The sequence below is a fragment of the Klebsiella sp. CN_Kp104 genome, from assembly GCF_040064515.1.
Classification (GTDB): Bacteria; Pseudomonadota; Gammaproteobacteria; order Enterobacterales; family Enterobacteriaceae; genus Klebsiella; species Klebsiella aerogenes.
The window spans coordinates 1-17,453 of sequence record NZ_JBEAII010000005.1 but is presented as its reverse complement, the minus strand read 5'-3'; the positions used below and the strand labels follow the sequence as shown (position 1 = coordinate 17,453).

General features: G+C 57.4%; 17 protein-coding genes and 3 tRNA genes. 13 read left to right on the top strand and 7 right to left on the bottom strand.

Annotated elements, in window-relative coordinates; all coding sequences use genetic code 11:
• The first annotated feature begins 114 nt into the window (after positions 1–114).
• Complete coding sequence (norR, locus tag ABLU80_RS08170; protein ID WP_032712392.1) at positions 115–1,665, top strand: nitric oxide reductase transcriptional regulator NorR; 1,551 nt, start codon at positions 115–117, stop codon at positions 1,663–1,665.
• Here the strand turns inward: norR and gutQ are convergent.
• The 7 genes from gutQ to ABLU80_RS08135 all read right to left on the bottom strand — a co-directional run bounded on the left by gutQ (position 1,628) and on the right by ABLU80_RS08135 (position 6,610).
• Positions 1,628–2,593, bottom strand: coding sequence for an arabinose-5-phosphate isomerase GutQ (gene gutQ / locus ABLU80_RS08165; protein WP_020078109.1), 966 nt, complete (start codon positions 2,591–2,593; stop codon positions 1,628–1,630). The genes norR and gutQ overlap by 38 nt on opposite strands.
• Positions 2,586–3,359, bottom strand: coding sequence for a DNA-binding transcriptional repressor (locus ABLU80_RS08160; RefSeq protein ID WP_063446014.1), 774 nt, complete (start codon positions 3,357–3,359; stop codon positions 2,586–2,588). Before ABLU80_RS08160 ends, gutQ begins: the two co-directional genes overlap by 8 nt.
• A 67-nt stretch (positions 3,360–3,426) precedes the next feature.
• A complete protein-coding gene (gene gutM / locus ABLU80_RS08155) occupies positions 3,427–3,786 on the bottom strand; it encodes a transcriptional regulator GutM (RefSeq protein WP_015370045.1) in 360 nt (119 codons plus the stop codon).
• Positions 3,787–3,910: 124 nt separating this feature from the next.
• Positions 3,911–4,690 (bottom strand): sorbitol-6-phosphate dehydrogenase, encoded by a 780-nt coding sequence (gene srlD, locus ABLU80_RS08150; protein WP_008806161.1) that lies wholly within the window; start codon positions 4,688–4,690, stop codon positions 3,911–3,913.
• Between the two features lie 12 nt (positions 4,691–4,702).
• On the bottom strand, positions 4,703–5,065 hold the full coding sequence (gene srlB / locus ABLU80_RS08145) for a PTS glucitol/sorbitol transporter subunit IIA (protein ID WP_015703247.1): 363 nt from the start codon (positions 5,063–5,065) through the stop codon (positions 4,703–4,705).
• Positions 5,066–5,078: 13 nt separating this feature from the next.
• Positions 5,079–6,050, bottom strand: a complete 972-nt coding sequence (locus ABLU80_RS08140; RefSeq protein ID WP_020078112.1) for a PTS glucitol/sorbitol transporter subunit IIB — start codon at positions 6,048–6,050, stop codon at positions 5,079–5,081.
• On the bottom strand, positions 6,047–6,610 hold the full coding sequence (locus ABLU80_RS08135; protein ID WP_020078113.1) for a PTS glucitol/sorbitol transporter subunit IIC: 564 nt from the start codon (positions 6,608–6,610) through the stop codon (positions 6,047–6,049). Before ABLU80_RS08135 ends, ABLU80_RS08140 begins: the two co-directional genes overlap by 4 nt.
• 276 nt (positions 6,611–6,886) lie before the next feature.
• Between ABLU80_RS08135 and mltB the strand changes: the two genes are divergently transcribed.
• The 12 genes from mltB (at position 6,887) to ABLU80_RS08075 (ending at position 17,249) form a co-directional block, all read left to right on the top strand.
• Complete coding sequence (gene mltB, locus ABLU80_RS08130; RefSeq protein WP_020078114.1) at positions 6,887–7,966, top strand: lytic murein transglycosylase B; 1,080 nt, start codon at positions 6,887–6,889, stop codon at positions 7,964–7,966.
• Between the two features lie 305 nt (positions 7,967–8,271).
• Entirely contained in the window at positions 8,272–8,982 is a 711-nt protein-coding gene (locus ABLU80_RS08125) for an ATP-binding cassette domain-containing protein (RefSeq protein ID WP_072033712.1), read from the top strand.
• Complete coding sequence (locus ABLU80_RS08120) at positions 8,979–9,842, top strand: metal ABC transporter permease (RefSeq protein WP_015370052.1); 864 nt, start codon at positions 8,979–8,981, stop codon at positions 9,840–9,842. Before ABLU80_RS08125 ends, ABLU80_RS08120 begins: the two co-directional genes overlap by 4 nt.
• 7 nt (positions 9,843–9,849) lie before the next feature.
• Complete coding sequence (locus tag ABLU80_RS08115) at positions 9,850–10,728, top strand: metal ABC transporter substrate-binding protein (protein WP_047080553.1); 879 nt, start codon at positions 9,850–9,852, stop codon at positions 10,726–10,728.
• Positions 10,729–10,866: 138 nt separating this feature from the next.
• A complete protein-coding gene (gene pncC, locus ABLU80_RS08110) occupies positions 10,867–11,364 on the top strand; it encodes a nicotinamide-nucleotide amidase (RefSeq protein ID WP_020078118.1) in 498 nt (165 codons plus the stop codon).
• An 89-nt stretch (positions 11,365–11,453) separates the two neighbouring features.
• Positions 11,454–12,512, top strand: a complete 1,059-nt coding sequence (gene recA, locus ABLU80_RS08105) for a recombinase RecA (RefSeq protein WP_015370055.1) — start codon at positions 11,454–11,456, stop codon at positions 12,510–12,512.
• Between the two features lie 70 nt (positions 12,513–12,582).
• Entirely contained in the window at positions 12,583–13,083 is a 501-nt protein-coding gene (gene recX / locus ABLU80_RS08100; RefSeq protein ID WP_042894995.1) for a recombination regulator RecX, read from the top strand.
• Positions 13,084–13,334: 251 nt separating this feature from the next.
• Positions 13,335–15,962, top strand: coding sequence for an alanine--tRNA ligase (alaS, locus tag ABLU80_RS08095; RefSeq protein WP_015703239.1), 2,628 nt, complete (start codon positions 13,335–13,337; stop codon positions 15,960–15,962).
• A 363-nt stretch (positions 15,963–16,325) separates the two neighbouring features.
• Positions 16,326–16,511: a carbon storage regulator CsrA gene (gene csrA / locus ABLU80_RS08090; RefSeq protein WP_000906486.1), complete on the top strand. Its 186-nt coding sequence runs from the start codon at positions 16,326–16,328 to the stop codon at positions 16,509–16,511.
• Between the two features lie 337 nt (positions 16,512–16,848).
• A tRNA-Ser gene (locus ABLU80_RS08085) sits at positions 16,849–16,941 on the top strand.
• Between the two features lie 4 nt (positions 16,942–16,945).
• Positions 16,946–17,022, top strand: a tRNA-Arg gene (locus ABLU80_RS08080).
• Between the two features lie 150 nt (positions 17,023–17,172).
• Positions 17,173–17,249: transfer RNA gene (locus tag ABLU80_RS08075), tRNA-Arg, on the top strand.
• The last annotated feature ends 204 nt before the right edge of the window (positions 17,250–17,453 follow it).

The window sequence follows — 17,453 nt, the reverse complement described above, 5'->3', positions numbered from 1 at the left end:
TTCATTGATAATTAGCTGTTTTTAATTTTTTCTGATTTTAGTTGCTGTCAAAATGACAATGATTAAAATAGTCGTTATGACAATGTGTATTGTCAAAATGACAATGGAGCGGCAATGAGTTTTTCCGTCGACGAGTTGGCGAGAATCGCCATTGATTTACAAAGCGATATCGGTCATGCCGACCGTTTTTCGCGCCTGATTACTACCCTGCGGCAGATCCTCGGCTGCGATGCCTCGGCGCTGCTGCGCTATGAGGCGCATCAGTTTGTGCCGCTGGCAATCGATGGCCTGGCGCAGGATGTGCTCGGTCGGCGCTTTGCCCTGGAAGGACACCCGCGGCTTGAGGCGATTGCGCGCGCCGGGGATGTGGTGCGCTTCCCGGCGGATAGCGATTTGCCCGACCCCTATGACGGGCTGATCCCCGGTCATGAGAGCCTGAAGGTTCACGCCTGCGTTGGCCTGCCGCTGTTTGCCGGACAGACGCTGATTGGCGCGCTGACCCTTGATGGTATGGATGCCGATCGTTTCGATAGTTTCAGCGATGAAGAGCTGCGGCTGATTGCCGCGCTGGTGGCTGGCGCCTTGAATAACGCGCTGCTCATCGCCCGCCTTGAGGCGCAAAACGTGTTGCCGGTGCAGCCGGTGAATGACGCGCAGCCTGAGCGTCAGGAGATTATCGGCCTGTCGGCGCCCATGCTGCAGCTGAAAAAAGAGATCGATATCGTCGCCGCCTCGGATTTAAACGTGCTGATAAGCGGCGAAACCGGCACCGGTAAAGAGCTGGTGGCGAAGGCGGTGCACCAGGGATCGCCGCGAGCCGCCAATCCGCTGGTCTATCTCAACTGCGCGGCGCTGCCGGAAAGCGTGGCGGAGAGCGAGCTGTTCGGCCATGTGAAAGGGGCATTTACCGGGGCTATCAGCAACCGCAGCGGTAAATTTGAGATGGCTGATAACGGCACCCTGTTCCTTGATGAAATCGGCGAACTGTCGCTGGCGTTGCAGGCGAAGCTGCTGCGCGTGTTGCAGTATGGCGATATTCAGCGCGTCGGCGATGACCGCAGCCTGCGGGTCGATGTGCGGGTGCTGGCGGCGACGAACCGCGATCTGCGCCAGGAGGTGGTGGAAGGGCGCTTTCGCGCCGATCTGTACCATCGGCTGAGCGTCTTCCCGCTGTCGGTTCCGGCGCTACGCGAACGGGAGAACGATGTGGTGCTGCTGGCGGGCTATTTCTGTGAGCAGTGCCGCCTGCGGATGGGGCTGGCGCGGGTCATTTTGGCTGAGGCGGCGCGAAACAGGCTGCAGCAGTGGTCCTGGCCGGGCAATGTGCGCGAACTGGAGCATGCTATTCACCGGGCGGTGGTGCTGGCTCGGGCCACCCAGGCCGGTGATGAAGTGGTACTGGAGCCGCAGCATTTCCAGTTTGCTGTGACGGCGCCGATGTTGCCGGCTGAGACGGCGGCAGCGGCGCCGGCGACGGAAAACGTCAATTTGCGCGAGGCGACTGACTCTTTTCAGCGAGAAGCGATTAGCCGCGCGCTGGAGGCGAACCAGCGCAACTGGGCGGCGACTGCCCGTGCGCTGGAACTGGACGTCGCCAACCTGCATCGGCTGGCGAAACGTCTGGGGCTTAAAGGATCCCAGCCTGGTAAAAGTTCTGCAGGTTGATGGCGCCGACCAGTTGGCCGTTTTCATCCACGACCGGCGCGGCGCTGATTTTGTGTTTCATCAGCCGCTCTTTGGCTTCCACCGCGCGGCTTTCCGCCTGCAGTGTTACGCCGTTGCGGGTCATCGCCCGAGTGACGCTATCGTTGAGCGTACCGCCAGCAACCAGCCAGCGGCGCAGGTCGCCGTCGGTGAAAACGCCCTGCACGCGGTTGGTTTCATCGCATACCGCCACCAGGCCGAGCCCGGTTCGGCTTAGTTCAAGCATGGCGTCCATGACGTTGGCCTCGGCATTGACCCGCGGCACTTCTTCGTCGCGGCGCATCAGGTGATGTACTTTGTTCAGCAGACGCGCGCCGAGGGCGCCCGCCGGGTGGGAGCGGGCGAAATCTTCTTCATTGAAACCGCGCGCCTGCATCACCGCCATCGCCAGCGCGTCGCCCAGCATCAGCGTGTTGACGGTGCTGGAGGTCGGCGCGAGATGCATCGGGCAGGCTTCGCGCTCCACGGCGATATCCAGCACCGCTTTCGCCGCCAGCGCCAGCGGCGAGGTGGATTTGCCGGTCATCGCCAGCAGCGGAATGGATTTCTCTTCCAGCCGCGGCACGATGAGATCCAGCTCTTTCGCGCTACCGGAGTAGGAGATAAACAGCATCACGTCGCGGCTATCGAGCATGCCGAGATCGCCGTGCAGGGCTTCCGCCGGATGGACGAAAAAGGCCGGGGTGCCGGTGCTGGCGAAGGTTGCCGCAAGCTTTTTACCGATGTGGCCGGATTTACCGATACCGGAGACAATCAGTTTGCCCTCGCAGTGGATGATGGTTTCCGCCGCGCGGATGAAGTCGTCGCCCAGGCGTTCCGGCAGGCGGCTCGCCTCCTGCAGCTCAAGCATCAGGGTCTGGCGTCCGGCCTCTAACAAAAAGTTACTCATGATGTTCTCCAGTAATAATGACTTCAATACCTTTGGCTTCCAGCGCCCGCTGGAATTCAGGGTCAATATCGGCATCGGTAATCAATTTATCCACGCGTTCAAGGCCGCAGACAATGTTGGGACTTTTACGGCCAAACTTGGATGAGTCGGCCATCAGGATCACTTCGCGGGCGGCGTTGCACATCGCCTTACTTACGGTATAGACCTCGTTAAAGGTGGTGACGCCCGCGACCAGATCAATGCCGTCGGTGCCCATAAACAGCTTGTCGAAGCTGAATTGTTCGAAGGCGTTTTCCGCCAGTTGGCCGTGAAAAGAGGCCGATTTTTTACGGAAGGTGCCGCCCGGCATCAGGATGGTCTGCTCGTTATCGAGCTCGGAAAGCGCGTTGACGATATGCAGGCTGTTGGTCATCACCGTGATGTTATTGAAGCGGCTCAGCAGCGGCACCATCTGCAGCACGGTGCTGCCGGCGTCGAGGATAATTGAATCGCCATCGTGGATGTATCGTACAGCGGCCTCGGCAATCTGCGCTTTCTTATGGGTGTTGATCAGCGTCTTGTGGTCGATAGGCGGGTCGGCCTCGTCTTTATTTAACACTACGCCGCCGTAGGTGCGGATGACGGTCCCGGCATTCTCCAGAACCACCAGATCCTTACGGATAGTGGTGCCGGTGGTGTCGAAGTGTTGCGCCAGCTCTTCGACCGAGCATTTGCCCTGCGATTGCAGGTGCTCGAGAATGGCTGCCTGGCGCTGACGTGGTTTCATAGGCGTTGTATCCTGCGTTTAAGTTTCGAAGTGATAATTTCGCAAGATATTAACTTTCACAACGAAATTATGCATGTTTCGGATTAAGCGCTAATGATAGTGCATTCTGACAGAGCGGATCATTGGGAAAGATCACATCAGGCTGCAATTCCTCGAGATGTTTACCGCTAAGCGTGGGGATTTTTTGCGGACTGGCGAAGACGGTGAGTCCCTTCATCAACAGCGTATCGCAAATACGATCGTTTTCATCGACGGCGATAGCGACAATCGCGCGCGGTTTAAAGCGCCCGGAGGAGCGGCCGACGCCGACGCGGCCCTGCTGGCAAAGGCGATCAAAGGCGCGATTGAAGCGGCGGATCTGCCAGCCGCCGAACGCCAGTTGGCAAAGCCAGGCAATAGCGGCGACGGTAATGAGTGCGGTAACCATAATGTCTCCTGAAGGTGTGATGCCGGGTACAACCCGGGTACCGTTTTTTGTCGGGTGGCGGCTAACGCCTTACCCGACCTACAGTTTTGTAACCCGGATAAGCGCAGCGCCATCCGGGAACCTTTTAAAACATCACCTGGCCGCCGGTGACGTTAATCGACTGCCCGGTGCAGTACGATGCCTGCGGGCTGGCGTAGAACATCAACACGTTCAGCACATCCTGGTAATCGCAGCCGCGTTTCAACGGCACCTTATCGATGTAGTACTGCTCGACTTCGCTCTCATCAATGCCGAGCTTGGTGGCGTACTGCGGCAGCAGCGACTGGAACATCGGTGATTTCAACAGATTGCCGAGCATCAGCGAATGCACGGTAATGCCGTATTCCGCCAGATCCAGCGCCAGCGACTGGGTCAGCCCGACGCCGCCGAACTTCGCCGCGCTATAGCCTGAGTTATGCTTACTGCCGACTTTGCCGGATTTCGAGTTGATCTGAATGATGCGACCTTTGATGCCATCGCGGATCATCAGCCGTGAGAACTCGCGGGCGCAGAGGAAATAGCCCACCAGGTTGACCTGCAGCGAGCGGTCAAAATCGCCCAGCGCGAAGTCGCTAATAAAGGCGGCCTTAGCGATACCGGCGCTGTAGACCAGGAGATCGACACGCGTGAAAATCTCATCTACGCCGTGGGCCAGCGCCGTGACGCTGGCTTCGCTGGTGGCGTCGGCGCCGAAGCCGTATGCCGTACCTTCGCCATATTCAGCGTTGATCTCCTGGGCGACGCGGCTGGCTTTTTCACTTTGGATATCGACCACCGCCACGCGGTAGCCCTCGGCGGCCAGACCGCGGCACAGAAACTCTCCTAAGGTTTGTCCGCCACCAATGACAACAGCAACCTGATTCATCTTTCTCTCCTTCTAAGCAACAAATTTCAGTACACAGCCGGTCGCGATGGCGTCCGGTACCGGGCCCGCGACGTGAACGGTTCCGGGAAACTCCGCCTGACGATGGCCGTCAAAGCGCAGGGTGATGTGGCCCAGCTCGCGCAGGTTTTGCTCGGCGACCTCGCCGACGGCGGTCACCGGATAATGCCGATCGCCGAGCTGTAGCTCTGCGCCCGGGCGCAGCTCGCCGCACAGCTCGCCGTGGTTGTGAATAAAGCAATACTCTTCGATATCCGCCGGGGCGCCCTCGCGGAAGGTAATGAGCATCTGTTCTTCCAGCGCCGTCGCCGCGCTGGCGCCGATACGGGTAATAGTGGTGTGGTAAATGACGGTCATCTTCAGGAACCTCTTATTGGTAAATAAATCCGGAAACGAACCACGCGATCAGCACGGTTGGCGCGCCGGTGAGGAAGCGGCTGACCAGCACCGACGGCACGCCGACGCGTACGGTATCCTGACGGGCTTCGGCCAGCGACAGGCCTACCGGGATAAAATCGCAGGCGGCCTGGGCATTAATGGCAAACAGCGCGGGCAGGGCGAGGTGCGGTGGAATGTTGCCAAGGCCGATCTGGACGCCGATCAGCACGCCGATCACCTGGGCTATCACCGCGCCGGGGCCGAGAAACGGCGATAACAACGGGAAGGAGCAGATCAGCGCCAGCGTCACCAGCCCCAGCGGATGGCTGGCGAGCGGCGCCAGGCCGTGGGCAATCCAGTCGCCGATGCCGGAGGCCATGATGATGCCGATCAGCGCCGAGACGAAGGCCATAAACGGCAGAATGGTTTTCAGCACCGTATCAATGGTGTCACGCCCGGCCTGGAACAGCACCGCGACCACTGAACCCATCCCCATCCCGACCTTAGCCAGCAGGCCGTCGCTCTGTTCGGTAATCTTCTTGCTGGCATCGTAATCGCGGCCCGCGGCGGGGAGTGGTTGCACTGCCGTCTCGCCGCTATCTTCCAGCAGTTTGATGTTCTCTTCTTTTACTCCGGAGACGTAAATATCTTCGACGATATACTGCGCCAGCGGCCCGGATTTACCGGTGGCGTGGATGTTGATGGTCGGAATACGGCGCTTCGGGTAGAGGCCGCAGCGCAGGGTGCCGCCGCAGTCAATAATGGCGAGGCCAATTTCGCTTTCCGCCGGTTCACCTTCTTTAAATCCATCAACCGCCTGCCAGCCGGTCAGGCTGGCGAGCGTATCGACGATCGCCGGGCGGGTGCCTGCGGTGATATAGACAATCTTTTTGCCCTCAACAACGTCGAGTTCAAGCGGGCCGCCCCAACCGCCGGTTCCTTTTTCAATACGAATACGGGTCATGATGTCGCTCCTGACAGATGCACTTTCTGGTCAAGTTGAATCGCCATTTTTCTTTCGAAAATAGAGGTGGTCAGATCGGTGACCCAGCCGCGGAAGAAGTTGGTTACCAGGCCAACCAGCAGGTAGCTCACCGCCAGCGGGCCAAGCGGCAGGCCCAGCGTGGTGAGGCCGTTGGCGATACCGAGATAGACAAACAGCTCGCCGGGGTTGATGTGCGGAAACAGCCCGTTCATCGAATGACAGCTATAGGAGGCCGCCGCGTAGTAGCTCGGTTTGTATTTCTCCGGCATAAAGCGGCCAAGGCTTAAGGTCATGGGATTGCAGAAGACAAAGGTGCCGATGCAGGGCAGCAGCAGGTAACGGGTAAGCGGGTTGCCGGCGCAGCGCTGCGCCAGCTTTTCGATCCGTTGCTGGCCGATAAAGTTGATCAGCGCATTCATGATCACCAGCAGGCTTATCAGCAGCGGCAGGATCCCGGTCACCATACCGGTAAACACCTCGCCGCCTTTCTGAAACAGGCCGATGAACCACTCAGCGCCGTGGGTAACGATTTCAATCATTGTTCTCTCCTTCAGCGTGTTATTTTTCTTGCTAACTGGAGGCTGATTTTAATCACTTTGAAAGGTTTAAAAGTGTTAAATTGATCGCAAAATGAAAGATAAATATTTTATTTTGAAAGTTTGTGCGCGATGAGTGAAAAAATTAACGTGCGGATCGAATGCGGAGAACGTGCAAAAAAAGAACTATTTTGTCTGCAAATGTATTGCCGCTTCCTTGTTGGCGGGCGCATGCTTTACCATAATTACCCTTTGCCGATTTTGTTAAATGGAATTCCCATGTTGAAGCGTCGCTATCTGGCTTTACTCCCTTTATGTGCACTTCTGGCTGCCTGCAGCAGCAAACCTAAGACCCCCGCGGAAGCGGAGATGGCGAGCGGAACCGGCGGCTTTTTGCTGGAACCGCAGCATAACGTGATGCAGATGGGAGGCGATTTCGCCAATAACCCAGCGGCGGCGCAGTTCATCGATAAGATGGTGGCGAAGCACGGCTTCGATAGACAGCAGCTCCAGGAGATCCTGTCGCAGGCTAAGCGCCTGGACTACGTGCTGCGACTGATGGATCGCCAGGCGCCGAGCGGGCTGCCGCCGACCGGGCCAAACGGCGCCTGGTTACGCTATAAGAAACAGTTTATTACGCCGGATAACGTGCAGAACGGCGTGGTGTTCTGGAACCAGTATCAGGACGCGCTGAACCGCGCGTATCAGGTCTACGGCGTACCGCCGGAAATCATCGTCGGCATTATCGGCGTGGAAACCCGTTGGGGCCGGGTGATGGGCAAAACCCGCATCCTCGATGCGCTGGCGACGCTGTCGTTTAACTATCCGCGCCGCGCTGAATACTTCTCCTCTGAGCTGGAAACCTTCCTGCTGATGGCGCGCAGCGAAAGCGATGACCCGCTGGATCTGAAAGGCTCCTTTGCCGGCGCGATGGGCTACGGCCAGTTTATGCCGTCGTCGTATAAGCAATACGCGGTGGACTTCAACGGCGACGGTCATATCAACCTGTGGGATCCGGTTGATGCCATCGGTAGCGTGGCGAACTACTTTAAACAGCACGGTTGGGTGAGCGGCGATACCGTCGCGGTGCAGGCGCTGGGCCAGGCGCCGGGTCTGGATAACGGCTTTAAAACCAAATACAGCGTTTCACAGCTGTCGGCGGCGGGATTAACCCCAACGCAGCCGCTTGGCAACCATCAGCAGGCCAGTCTGCTGCGGCTGGATATCGGCACCGGGTACCAGTACTGGTATGGTCTGCCGAACTTCTACACTATCACCCGATATAACCACAGCACCCACTACGCGATGGCTGTCTGGCAGCTGGGGCTGGCGGTTTCGCAGGCCCGCGGCGGTTATTGATCCTTTCATCCAGCCGACATATTTCGAGTTCCCCGGATGGCGGCGCGTAGCGCCTTATCCGGGCTACGGTCTGGTATCCGGTTGGTAGCCCCGGGACGCCGCGCTTATCCATCCGTTTTTTCCCTTCTGCATGTCTTTTGTTGACCTTTGTTACATTTCCTCTTGCTGACGCAGATTTACATTCTTTTCTGAATCCCATATTGTTATGTTATAACATTTTATCGTGGCGGGAATATGTTCACATCGGTTTTTATGGCATCCGGCGCGGCGCGCGTGGCAATCGCCTGCGGACTGCTGGCGGCGCTATGGCTGGCCACATGGTGGGCGGTGGCGCTGCCATGATTGAGTTGGATCATCTGGTTGCCGGGTATGAAGGCATGGCAATCACTCCGGCGATGAGCGGCGTGATTGCGGCGGGAAGCCTGACGGCGATTGTCGGGCTTAATGGCTGCGGTAAATCGACGCTGCTGAAAACGCTGGCTGGATTTATTCCGCCGGTTAGCGGACGGCTTAACTGGCGCAAAGGGCGGCCCGTGGTCGGCTGGCTGGCGCAGCGCCATGCCCTGGAATCACAGTTTCCGCTGCTGGTGCGCGATGTCGTCAGCCAGGGGGCATGGCCGCGAGTCTCGCTGCTGCGCGGTCTGGGCGGCGACGAGCGTCGGCGCATCGCCGCGGCGCTCGAGCGGGTGGGGATCAGCGCGCTGACTAATACGCCAATTGAAGAGCTCTCGGGCGGCCAGTTCCAGCGCATGCTCTTTGCCAGGGTGATGGTGCAACAGGCGCCGCTGGTGATGTTGGACGAGCCGTTTACCGGCGTCGATGAGGCCACCAGCCGCGAGCTGATGGCGCTTATCGTCGATATGCACCGCCAGGGGCAAACGATACTGGCGGTGCTGCACGATAACCAGTGCGTGGCCGATTTCTTTCCCGAGACGCTGCTGCTTGAACCCCAGCACGCGCGCTGGGGCGAGACGTCAAGTGTGCTTCCCGCCTTCAACACCGCGAGGCAGGCATGATCTGGCATACCTTTTTTCAACCTTTTATTGAATTTGGCTTTATGCGCCGGGCGCTGGTGGTGTGCTTCGCGCTGTCGCTGAGCACCACCATGTTAGGCGTGCTATTGCTGCTGCGACGGATGAGCCTGATGGGCGATGCGCTGTCGCACGCCATTCTGCCGGGAGTGGCGGCGGGTTATCTCCTTAACGGCATGTCGCTGCTGGCGATGAGCGTTGGCGGATTTATCGCCGGGATCGCGGTGGCGCTGGTGGCGGGGTGGGTCAGCCGGCGAACGCCGCTGAAAGAGGACGCCAGTTTTGCCGGGTTTTACCTCGGCTCGCTGGCCCTTGGCGTCACGCTGGTCTCGCTGCGCGGCTCCAGCGTCGATCTGCTGCACCTGCTGTTCGGTTCGATTCTGGCGGTGGATAGCGACGCGGCGTTCTTTGTCACCGGCGTGGCGAGCCTGACGCTGCTGTGCATTGCGCTGTTTTATCGCGGGCTGGTTAGCGAGGCGTTCGATAGCGCCTGGCTACAGGTCAACGCGCGGCGGCTACCGGCGCTGCTGCACGGCCTGTTTCTCGCGCTATTGGTACTGAACCTGGTGGCGGGGTTTCAGGTGCTCGGCACGTTAATGGCGGTAGGGCTGATGATGTTGCCCGCGGTAGCGGCGCGCTGCTGGGCGCGAACGCTGCCGGGCATTTTGTTGCTGGCGGCGGCGATCGGCGCGTTTTGCGCCTGGATGGGATTGAGCCTTTCGTGGGCAGTGAATTTACCCGCCGGGCCCGCCATCGTGCTGACCGCCAGCGTACTGTTTTTTATTTCAGTGTTTTTTGGCACGCGCAGCCGGCTGGTCGTTGGCTGGCGCAAATTAATGGGGTAAGGAAATGATGAAACGAAGTGCAGTGGTGATGGCGTTAGCCGTGGGGCTGATGGCGCAGGGGGCGATAGCAAAAACGCTGAACGTGGTAAGCAGCTTTTCGGTGCTGGGCGATATGGTGCAGCAGGTCGGCGGCGAGCATGTTCATGTCGATACGCTGGTAGGGCCGGATGGCGATCCGCACACCTTTGAACCTTCACCGAAGGATAGCGCGCTGCTCAGCAAAGCCGACGTGGTGGTGGTCAACGGGCTTGGTCTGGAAGGGTGGCTGGATCGGCTGGTGAAAGCGTCCGGTTTTAAGGGCGAATTAGTGGTGGCGTCAAAAGGGGTTAAGACGCATACCCTCGATGAAGACGGTAAAACGGTGACCGATCCGCACGCCTGGAATAGCGCCGCTAATGGCGCGTTGTACGCGCAGAATATCCTTGATGGCCTGGTGAAAGCCGACCCGCAGGATAAAGCGGCGCTCCAGAGCAGCGGTAAGCGTTATATCGAGCAGCTGACGGCAATTGACGGCTGGGCGAAGGCGCAGTTTAGCGCCATCCCGCAGGTGAAGCGTAAAGTGCTGACCAGCCATGATGCTTTCGGCTATTTTGGCCGCGCTTACAACGTGACGTTCCTTGCGCCGCAGGGACTCTCATCCGAGAGCGAAGCTAGCGCGGCGCAGGTGGCGGCGTTGATTAAGCAAATCAAAGCCGATGGCGTGCATACCTGGTTTATGGAGAACCAGCTGGACCCGCGTCTGGTGCAGCAAATCGCTGGCGCGACGGGGGCGCAACCGGGCGGCGAACTCTATCCGGAAGCGCTGTCTAAGCCGGGCGGCGTGGCCGATAGCTACGTTAAAATGCTGCGCCATAACGTCGAGCTCATCGTCAATAGTATGAAGTAACGAGTTGTCTGGTCGTCCCGGTTGCAGCGGGACGGCCCATTTTTGGATCCCCCCTCGTAAAATCACCAGCTCGTCCCCATATCTCTGCCGAAAGTGCTATCTTTGATGGCCTCTTTATCTGGCTTAAGCGGGGCAAAAATGACCGATTCAGAATTAATGCAGCTAAGCGAACAGGTTGGGCTGGCGCTGAAAGCGCAGGGCGCGACGGTGACCACCGCGGAGTCCTGCACCGGCGGCTGGATAGCCAAAGCGCTGACCGATATTGCCGGTAGCTCAGCGTGGTTTGAGCGCGGTTTCGTGACCTATAGCAACGAAGCCAAATCGCAGATGATTGGCGTGAGCGAAGTGACGTTACTGGATAACGGCGCGGTGAGCGAACCGGTGGTTGTCGAGATGGCAATTGGCGCGCTACGCGCGGCGCGCGCCACCTATGCGGTATCGGTCAGCGGTATCGCCGGCCCGGACGGCGGCAGCGCGGAGAAGCCCGTCGGCACCGTGTGGTTCGGTGTCGCCTGTGCGAACGGGCAGGGCGTGACCCGCCGCGAATGCTTTGCCGGAGACCGCGAAGCGGTGCGTCGTCAGGCGACGGCCTATGCGTTAAATCTGCTCTGGCAACAATTTCTACAAAATACTTGATACTGTATGACCATACAGTATAATTGCCTCAACTGAACAAATATTAACGGCGAAGCGAACGCGCTTCACCTCGCATGACAGGAGTAACAATGGCGATCGACGAAAACAAACAGAAAGCGTTGGCGGCAGCACTGGGCCAGATCGAAAAGCAATTCGGTAAAGGCTCCATCATGCGCCTGGGTGAAGACCGTTCCATGGACGTGGAAACCATCTCCACCGGTTCGCTTTCTCTGGATATCGCGCTCGGCGCAGGCGGTCTGCCAATGGGCCGTATCGTTGAGATCTACGGGCCGGAATCATCGGGTAAAACTACCCTGACGCTGCAAGTTATCGCCGCAGCGCAGCGTGAAGGCAAAACCTGTGCGTTCATCGATGCCGAACACGCGCTGGATCCGGTATATGCCCGCAAGCTGGGCGTTGATATCGACAACCTGCTGTGCTCCCAGCCGGATACCGGCGAGCAGGCGCTGGAAATCTGTGACGCGCTGGCGCGTTCCGGCGCGGTAGACGTTATCGTCGTCGACTCCGTGGCGGCGCTGACGCCGAAGGCGGAAATCGAAGGCGAAATCGGCGACTCTCACATGGGCCTCGCGGCGCGTATGATGAGCCAGGCGATGCGTAAACTGGCTGGTAACCTGAAGCAGTCCAACACGCTGCTGATCTTCATCAACCAGATCCGTATGAAAATCGGCGTGATGTTCGGTAACCCGGAAACCACCACCGGTGGTAACGCGCTGAAGTTCTACGCTTCCGTACGTCTGGACATTCGCCGCATCGGCGCGGTGAAAGAGGGCGACAACGTCGTCGGCAGCGAAACCCGTGTGAAAGTGGTGAAAAACAAAATCGCCGCGCCGTTCAAACAGGCTGAATTCCAGATCCTCTACGGTGAAGGCATCAACTTCTTCGGCGAGCTGGTTGACCTCGGCGTGAAAGAGAAGCTGATTGAAAAAGCAGGTGCCTGGTATAGCTACAACGGCGACAAAATCGGTCAGGGTAAAGCGAACGCAATCTCCTGGCTGAAAGATAACCCGGCGGCGGCGAAAGAAATTGAGAAGAAGGTTCGCGAACTGCTGCTCAACAACCAGGACTCCACGCCGGACTTCGCGGTTGACGGTAACGACGCAGAAGAAACCGAACAAGATTTCTGATATCGTCTAAAAGAGTGACAAAGGGCTGCTGATGCGGCCCTTTTGCTTTTCTTAGATTATCGAGGTGCCTGTGACTGAGACTTCACCACGCCGCTCCGGCTATGCGCGTCTGTTGGATCGCGCAATTCGTATTCTGGCGATGCGCGATCATAGCGAACAGGAGCTGCGGCGTAAGCTGGCGGCGCCGGTAATGAGTAAAAACGGCCCTGAAAAGCTGGACATTACGCCGGAAGAGCTCGAACAGGTTGTCGGCTGGTGCCTGGAAAACCGCTATCTTGATGACCAGCGTTTTGTTCGCCAGTTTATTGCCAGCCGGAGCCGCAAGGGCTATGGGCCGGCACGTATCCGCCAGGAGTTGAATCAAAAGGGCATTGGCCGCAGCGACATCGAAAGCGCGATGCGCGAGTGTGAAATCGACTGGGCGGCGCTGGCGAAAGAGCAGGCGCAGCGTAAATACGGCGAACCGTTACCTACCGCCTTTACTGAAAAAGTTAAAATCCAGCGATTTTTGCTGTACCGCGGCTATCTGATGGAAGATATCCAGGAAATCTGGCGAAATTTTGCAGATTGACCCATCGGGGATTTTACTTCCCTCTAAAGAAAACTTATCTTATTCCCACTTTATTCCGTCGGGCCGCTGCTTGTGATTGCATAATCAGCGTCCAGGGCGATTATTCCTTATACACAAAATCATTCAAGCTGCATCACGGCGGCAAGAGAGAACAGCTTCTGGGGCGTACGTGAGTTCACTACCGGGAGAGGACGTTCCGCCAGGTCAGAGGCGACTTGAAGGATGAAGTGTAGCTTGATTTCAGGATAATTATGAGCAAGAGCACCGCTGAGATCCGTCAGGCGTTTCTCGACTTTTTCCATAGTAAGGGACATCAGGTAGTTGCCAGCAGCTCCCTGGTGCCGCACAACGATCCGACCCTGCTGTTTACCAACGCCGGGATGAACCAGTTCAAGGATGTCTTCCTTGGTCTCGACAAACGTAATTATTCGCGCGCGACCACCGCGCAGCGTTGCGTGCGTGCGGGCGGTAAACACAACGATCTGGAAAACGTCGGTTACACCGCGCGTCACCACACCTTCTTCGAAATGCTGGGCAACTTCAGCTTCGGCGATTACTTCAAGCAGGATGCCATCAAATACGCATGGGAACTGCTGACCGGTGAGAACTGGTTCGCCCTGCCGAAAGAAAAACTGTGGGTTACCGTTTACGAGACCGATGACGAAGCTTTCGACATCTGGGCCAATGAAGTGGGCGTTCCGCGCGAGCGTATTATCCGCATCGGCGACAACAAAGGCGCGCCGTTTGCTTCTGATAACTTCTGGCAGATGGGCGATACCGGTCCGTGCGGCCCATGCACCGAAATCTTCTTTGACCATGGCGACCACATCTGGGGCGGCCCTCCGGGAAGCCCGGAAGAAGATGGTGACCGTTACATTGAGATCTGGAACATCGTCTTCATGCAGTTCAACCGTCAGGCTGACGGTACCATGGAGCCGCTGCCGAAGCCTTCCGTTGATACCGGTATGGGGCTGGAGCGTATTGCCGCTGTACTGCAGCACGTTAATTCCAACTATGACATCGACCTGTTCCGCAACCTGATTGCGAGCGTGGCGAAAGTCACCGGCGCGACCGATCTGACTAACAAGTCGCTGCGCGTTATTGCCGATCACATTCGTTCCTGCGCATTCCTGATTGCTGATGGCGTGATCCCGTCGAATGAAAACCGCGGCTACGTGCTGCGTCGCATCATTCGCCGCGCGATTCGCCACGGCAACATGCTGGGCGCGAAAGACACCTTCTTCTGGAAACTGGTTGCTCCGCTTATCGACGTGATGGGCGCCGCCGGTGAAGAGCTGAAACAGCAGCAGGCTCTGGTTGAGCAGGTGCTGAAAACCGAAGAAGAGCAGTTTGCGCGCACACTGGAGCGTGGACTGGCGCTGCTGGATGAGGAACTGTCGAAGCTTAAAGGCGACACGCTGGACGGCGAAACCGCCTTCCGTCTGTATGACACCTATGGCTTCCCGGTTGACCTGACTGCGGATGTCTGCCGCGAGCGCAACATCAAGGTTGACGAAGCAGGCTTTGAAGCCGCGATGGAAGAGCAGCGCCGCCGCGCACGTGAGTCCAGCGGTTTCGGCGCTGACTATAACGCGATGATTCGCGTTGACGGCGCATCGGAATTTAAAGGCTACGATCATCTGGAGCTGAACGGCAAAGTTACTGCGCTGTTCATCGACGGCAAAGCGGTTGATAGCGTCAGCGCGGGTCAGGATGCGGTTGTAGTCCTTGACCAGACGCCGTTCTATGCGGAATCCGGCGGTCAGGTAGGCGATAAAGGCGAACTGAAAGGCGCTGGCTTCTCCTTCGCGGTCAGCGATACGCAGAAGTACGGCCAGGCTATTGGTCATATCGGTAAAGTCGCCAGCGGTTCCCTGAAAGTGGGTGACGCGGTGCAGGCCGATGTCGATCAGGCTCGCCGTCAGCGTATCCGTCTCAACCACTCCGCGACGCACCTGATGCACGCGGCGCTGCGCCAGGTCCTCGGTACCCACGTGGCGCAGAAAGGCTCACTGGTTAACGATAAAGCGCTGCGTTTTGACTTCTCGCATTTTGAAGCGATGAAGCCGGAAGAGATTCGTGCGGTAGAAGATCTGGTCAACGCGCAGATCCGTCGTAACCTGGCTATCGAAACCAATATTATGGATATCGATGCCGCGCGTGAATCCGGCGCTATGGCGCTGTTTGGCGAGAAATACGACGATCGCGTTCGCGTACTGCGGATGGGCGATTTCTCCACCGAGCTGTGCGGCGGTACTCATGCAGCGCGTACCGGTGATATTGGCCTGTTCCGTATTACCTCTGAATCCGGTACCGCCGCAGGCGTGCGCCGTATTGAAGCGGTGACCGGCGAAGGGGCGATTGCCAGCCTGCATGCGCAGAGCGATCAGCTCAGTGATATCGCGCAGCTGCTGAAGGGCGATAGCCACAGCATCGGCGATAAAGTTCGTGCGGCGCTTGAGCGTACCCGTCAGTTGGAAAAAGAGCTGCAGCAGCTGAAAGAGCAGGCTGCAGCGCAGGAGAGCGCTAATCTCTCCAGTAAAGCCGAAGAAATTAACGGCGTTAAGCTGCTGGTCAGCGAGCTGGCCGGCGTTGAGCCGAAAATGCTGCGTACCATGGTTGATGATCTGAAAAACCAGCTCGGTTCGACGGTCGTTGTATTAGCTACGGTAGCGGATGGTAAGGTTTCTCTGATTGCAGGTGTGTCTAAGGATGTGACAGACCGCGTGAAAGCAGGGGAGCTGGTTGGTATGGTCGCCCAGCAGGTGGGCGGTAAAGGGGGCGGTCGTCCGGATATGGCGCAAGCCGGCGGTACCGATGCGTCTGCTCTCCCTGCTGCGTTAGCCAGTGTGAAAGGCTGGGTCAGCGCAAAACTGTAATAACTATAAACGCATTTACCCTAAATAATTCGAGTTGCAGGAAGGCGGCGACGCAGCGAATCCCCGGGAGCTTACTCAAGTAAGTGACTGGGGTGAGCGAGGAAAGCCAACACACATGCAACTTGAAGTATGACGGGTATAGGTGCCGTAACCAGAGGGTTACGGCACCTTGCGTCATAAGTATTGATAACGATAAAGTCGGGTTGAAGTTGTGTAGATCGGCTAAACTTAGGTTTAACAGAATGTGATGCCGTGACTGCTTACACCGCGAGGTGTTTGTCATCGCTTACTTTTTGGCGTTATATGATGGATAATGCCGGGATGCGAGAGACCCGACTCTTTTAATCTTTCAAGGAGCAAAGAATGCTGATTCTGACTCGTCGAGTTGGTGAGACCCTCATGATTGGAGATGAGGTCACTGTGACAGTTTTAGGGGTTAAGGGTAACCAGGTACGTATTGGTGTCAACGCCCCTAAAGAAGTCTCTGTACATCGTGAAGAAATCTACCAGCGTATCCAGGCTGAAAAATCCCAGCAGTCCAGTTACTAAGCTTTCCGCGCCTCGCTTTATTGTGAGGCGCATCCCTCCGGCGGTCGTTTTTCTCTTTTCTTCTCCTGTTTCTTCTCTCGCGACATCCTCTCTTTTGTTTTTATTCGCCGTACGTCATTTTTCGTTGTCGCTTTTGAGTGGCCGTAAAGGGCTATTTCCTGTTGATAAAATACTCTTTTTGCCGTTTTTGCAGGCTAATTGCGCGTGAAGTGTGCAAACGGAAAAAGCTCTCGAAAAATTGTTTGACTTATAAGTCTCAGAAAGTAATATGTGCGCCATCGCAGCGACGAAGAGCAGAAACAAGTTCTTCGAAGCACTCGCAAGAGGCGTGTTGTGTGGTGAGGTGGCCGAGAGGCTGAAGGCGCTCCCCTGCTAAGGGAGTATGCGGTCAAAAGCTGCATCCGGGGTTCGAATCCCCGCCTCACCGCCATTTTGCATCCGTAGCTCAGCTGGATAGAGTACTCGGCTACGAACCGAGCGGTCGGAGGTTCGAATCCTCCCGGATGCACCATCTTCTCTCTGTAAGCAGAAAGAAGAGCGCTGTGAAAGCAGCGGCCCGCAGTGCGAGGCGTAATCGAGTCACTCTACCGATTACTCCATCATACTCAGTGTGGCATGTGTTAGTTGTGACACTGACGCGTAGTAAAGCAAGTTTCCCGATGCATCCGTAGCTCAGCTGGATAGAGTACTCGGCTACGAACCGAGCGGTCGGAGGTTCGAATCCTCCCGGATGCACCATCTTCTCTCTGTAAGCAGAAAGAAGAGCGCTGTGAAAGCAGCGGCCCGCAGTGCGAGGCGTAATCGAGTCACTCTACCGATTACTCCATCATACTCAGTGTGGCATGTGTTAGTTGTGACACTGACGCGTAGTAAAGCAAGTTTCCCGATGCATCCGTAGCTCAGCTGGATAGAGTACTCGGCTACGAACCGAGCGGTCGGAGG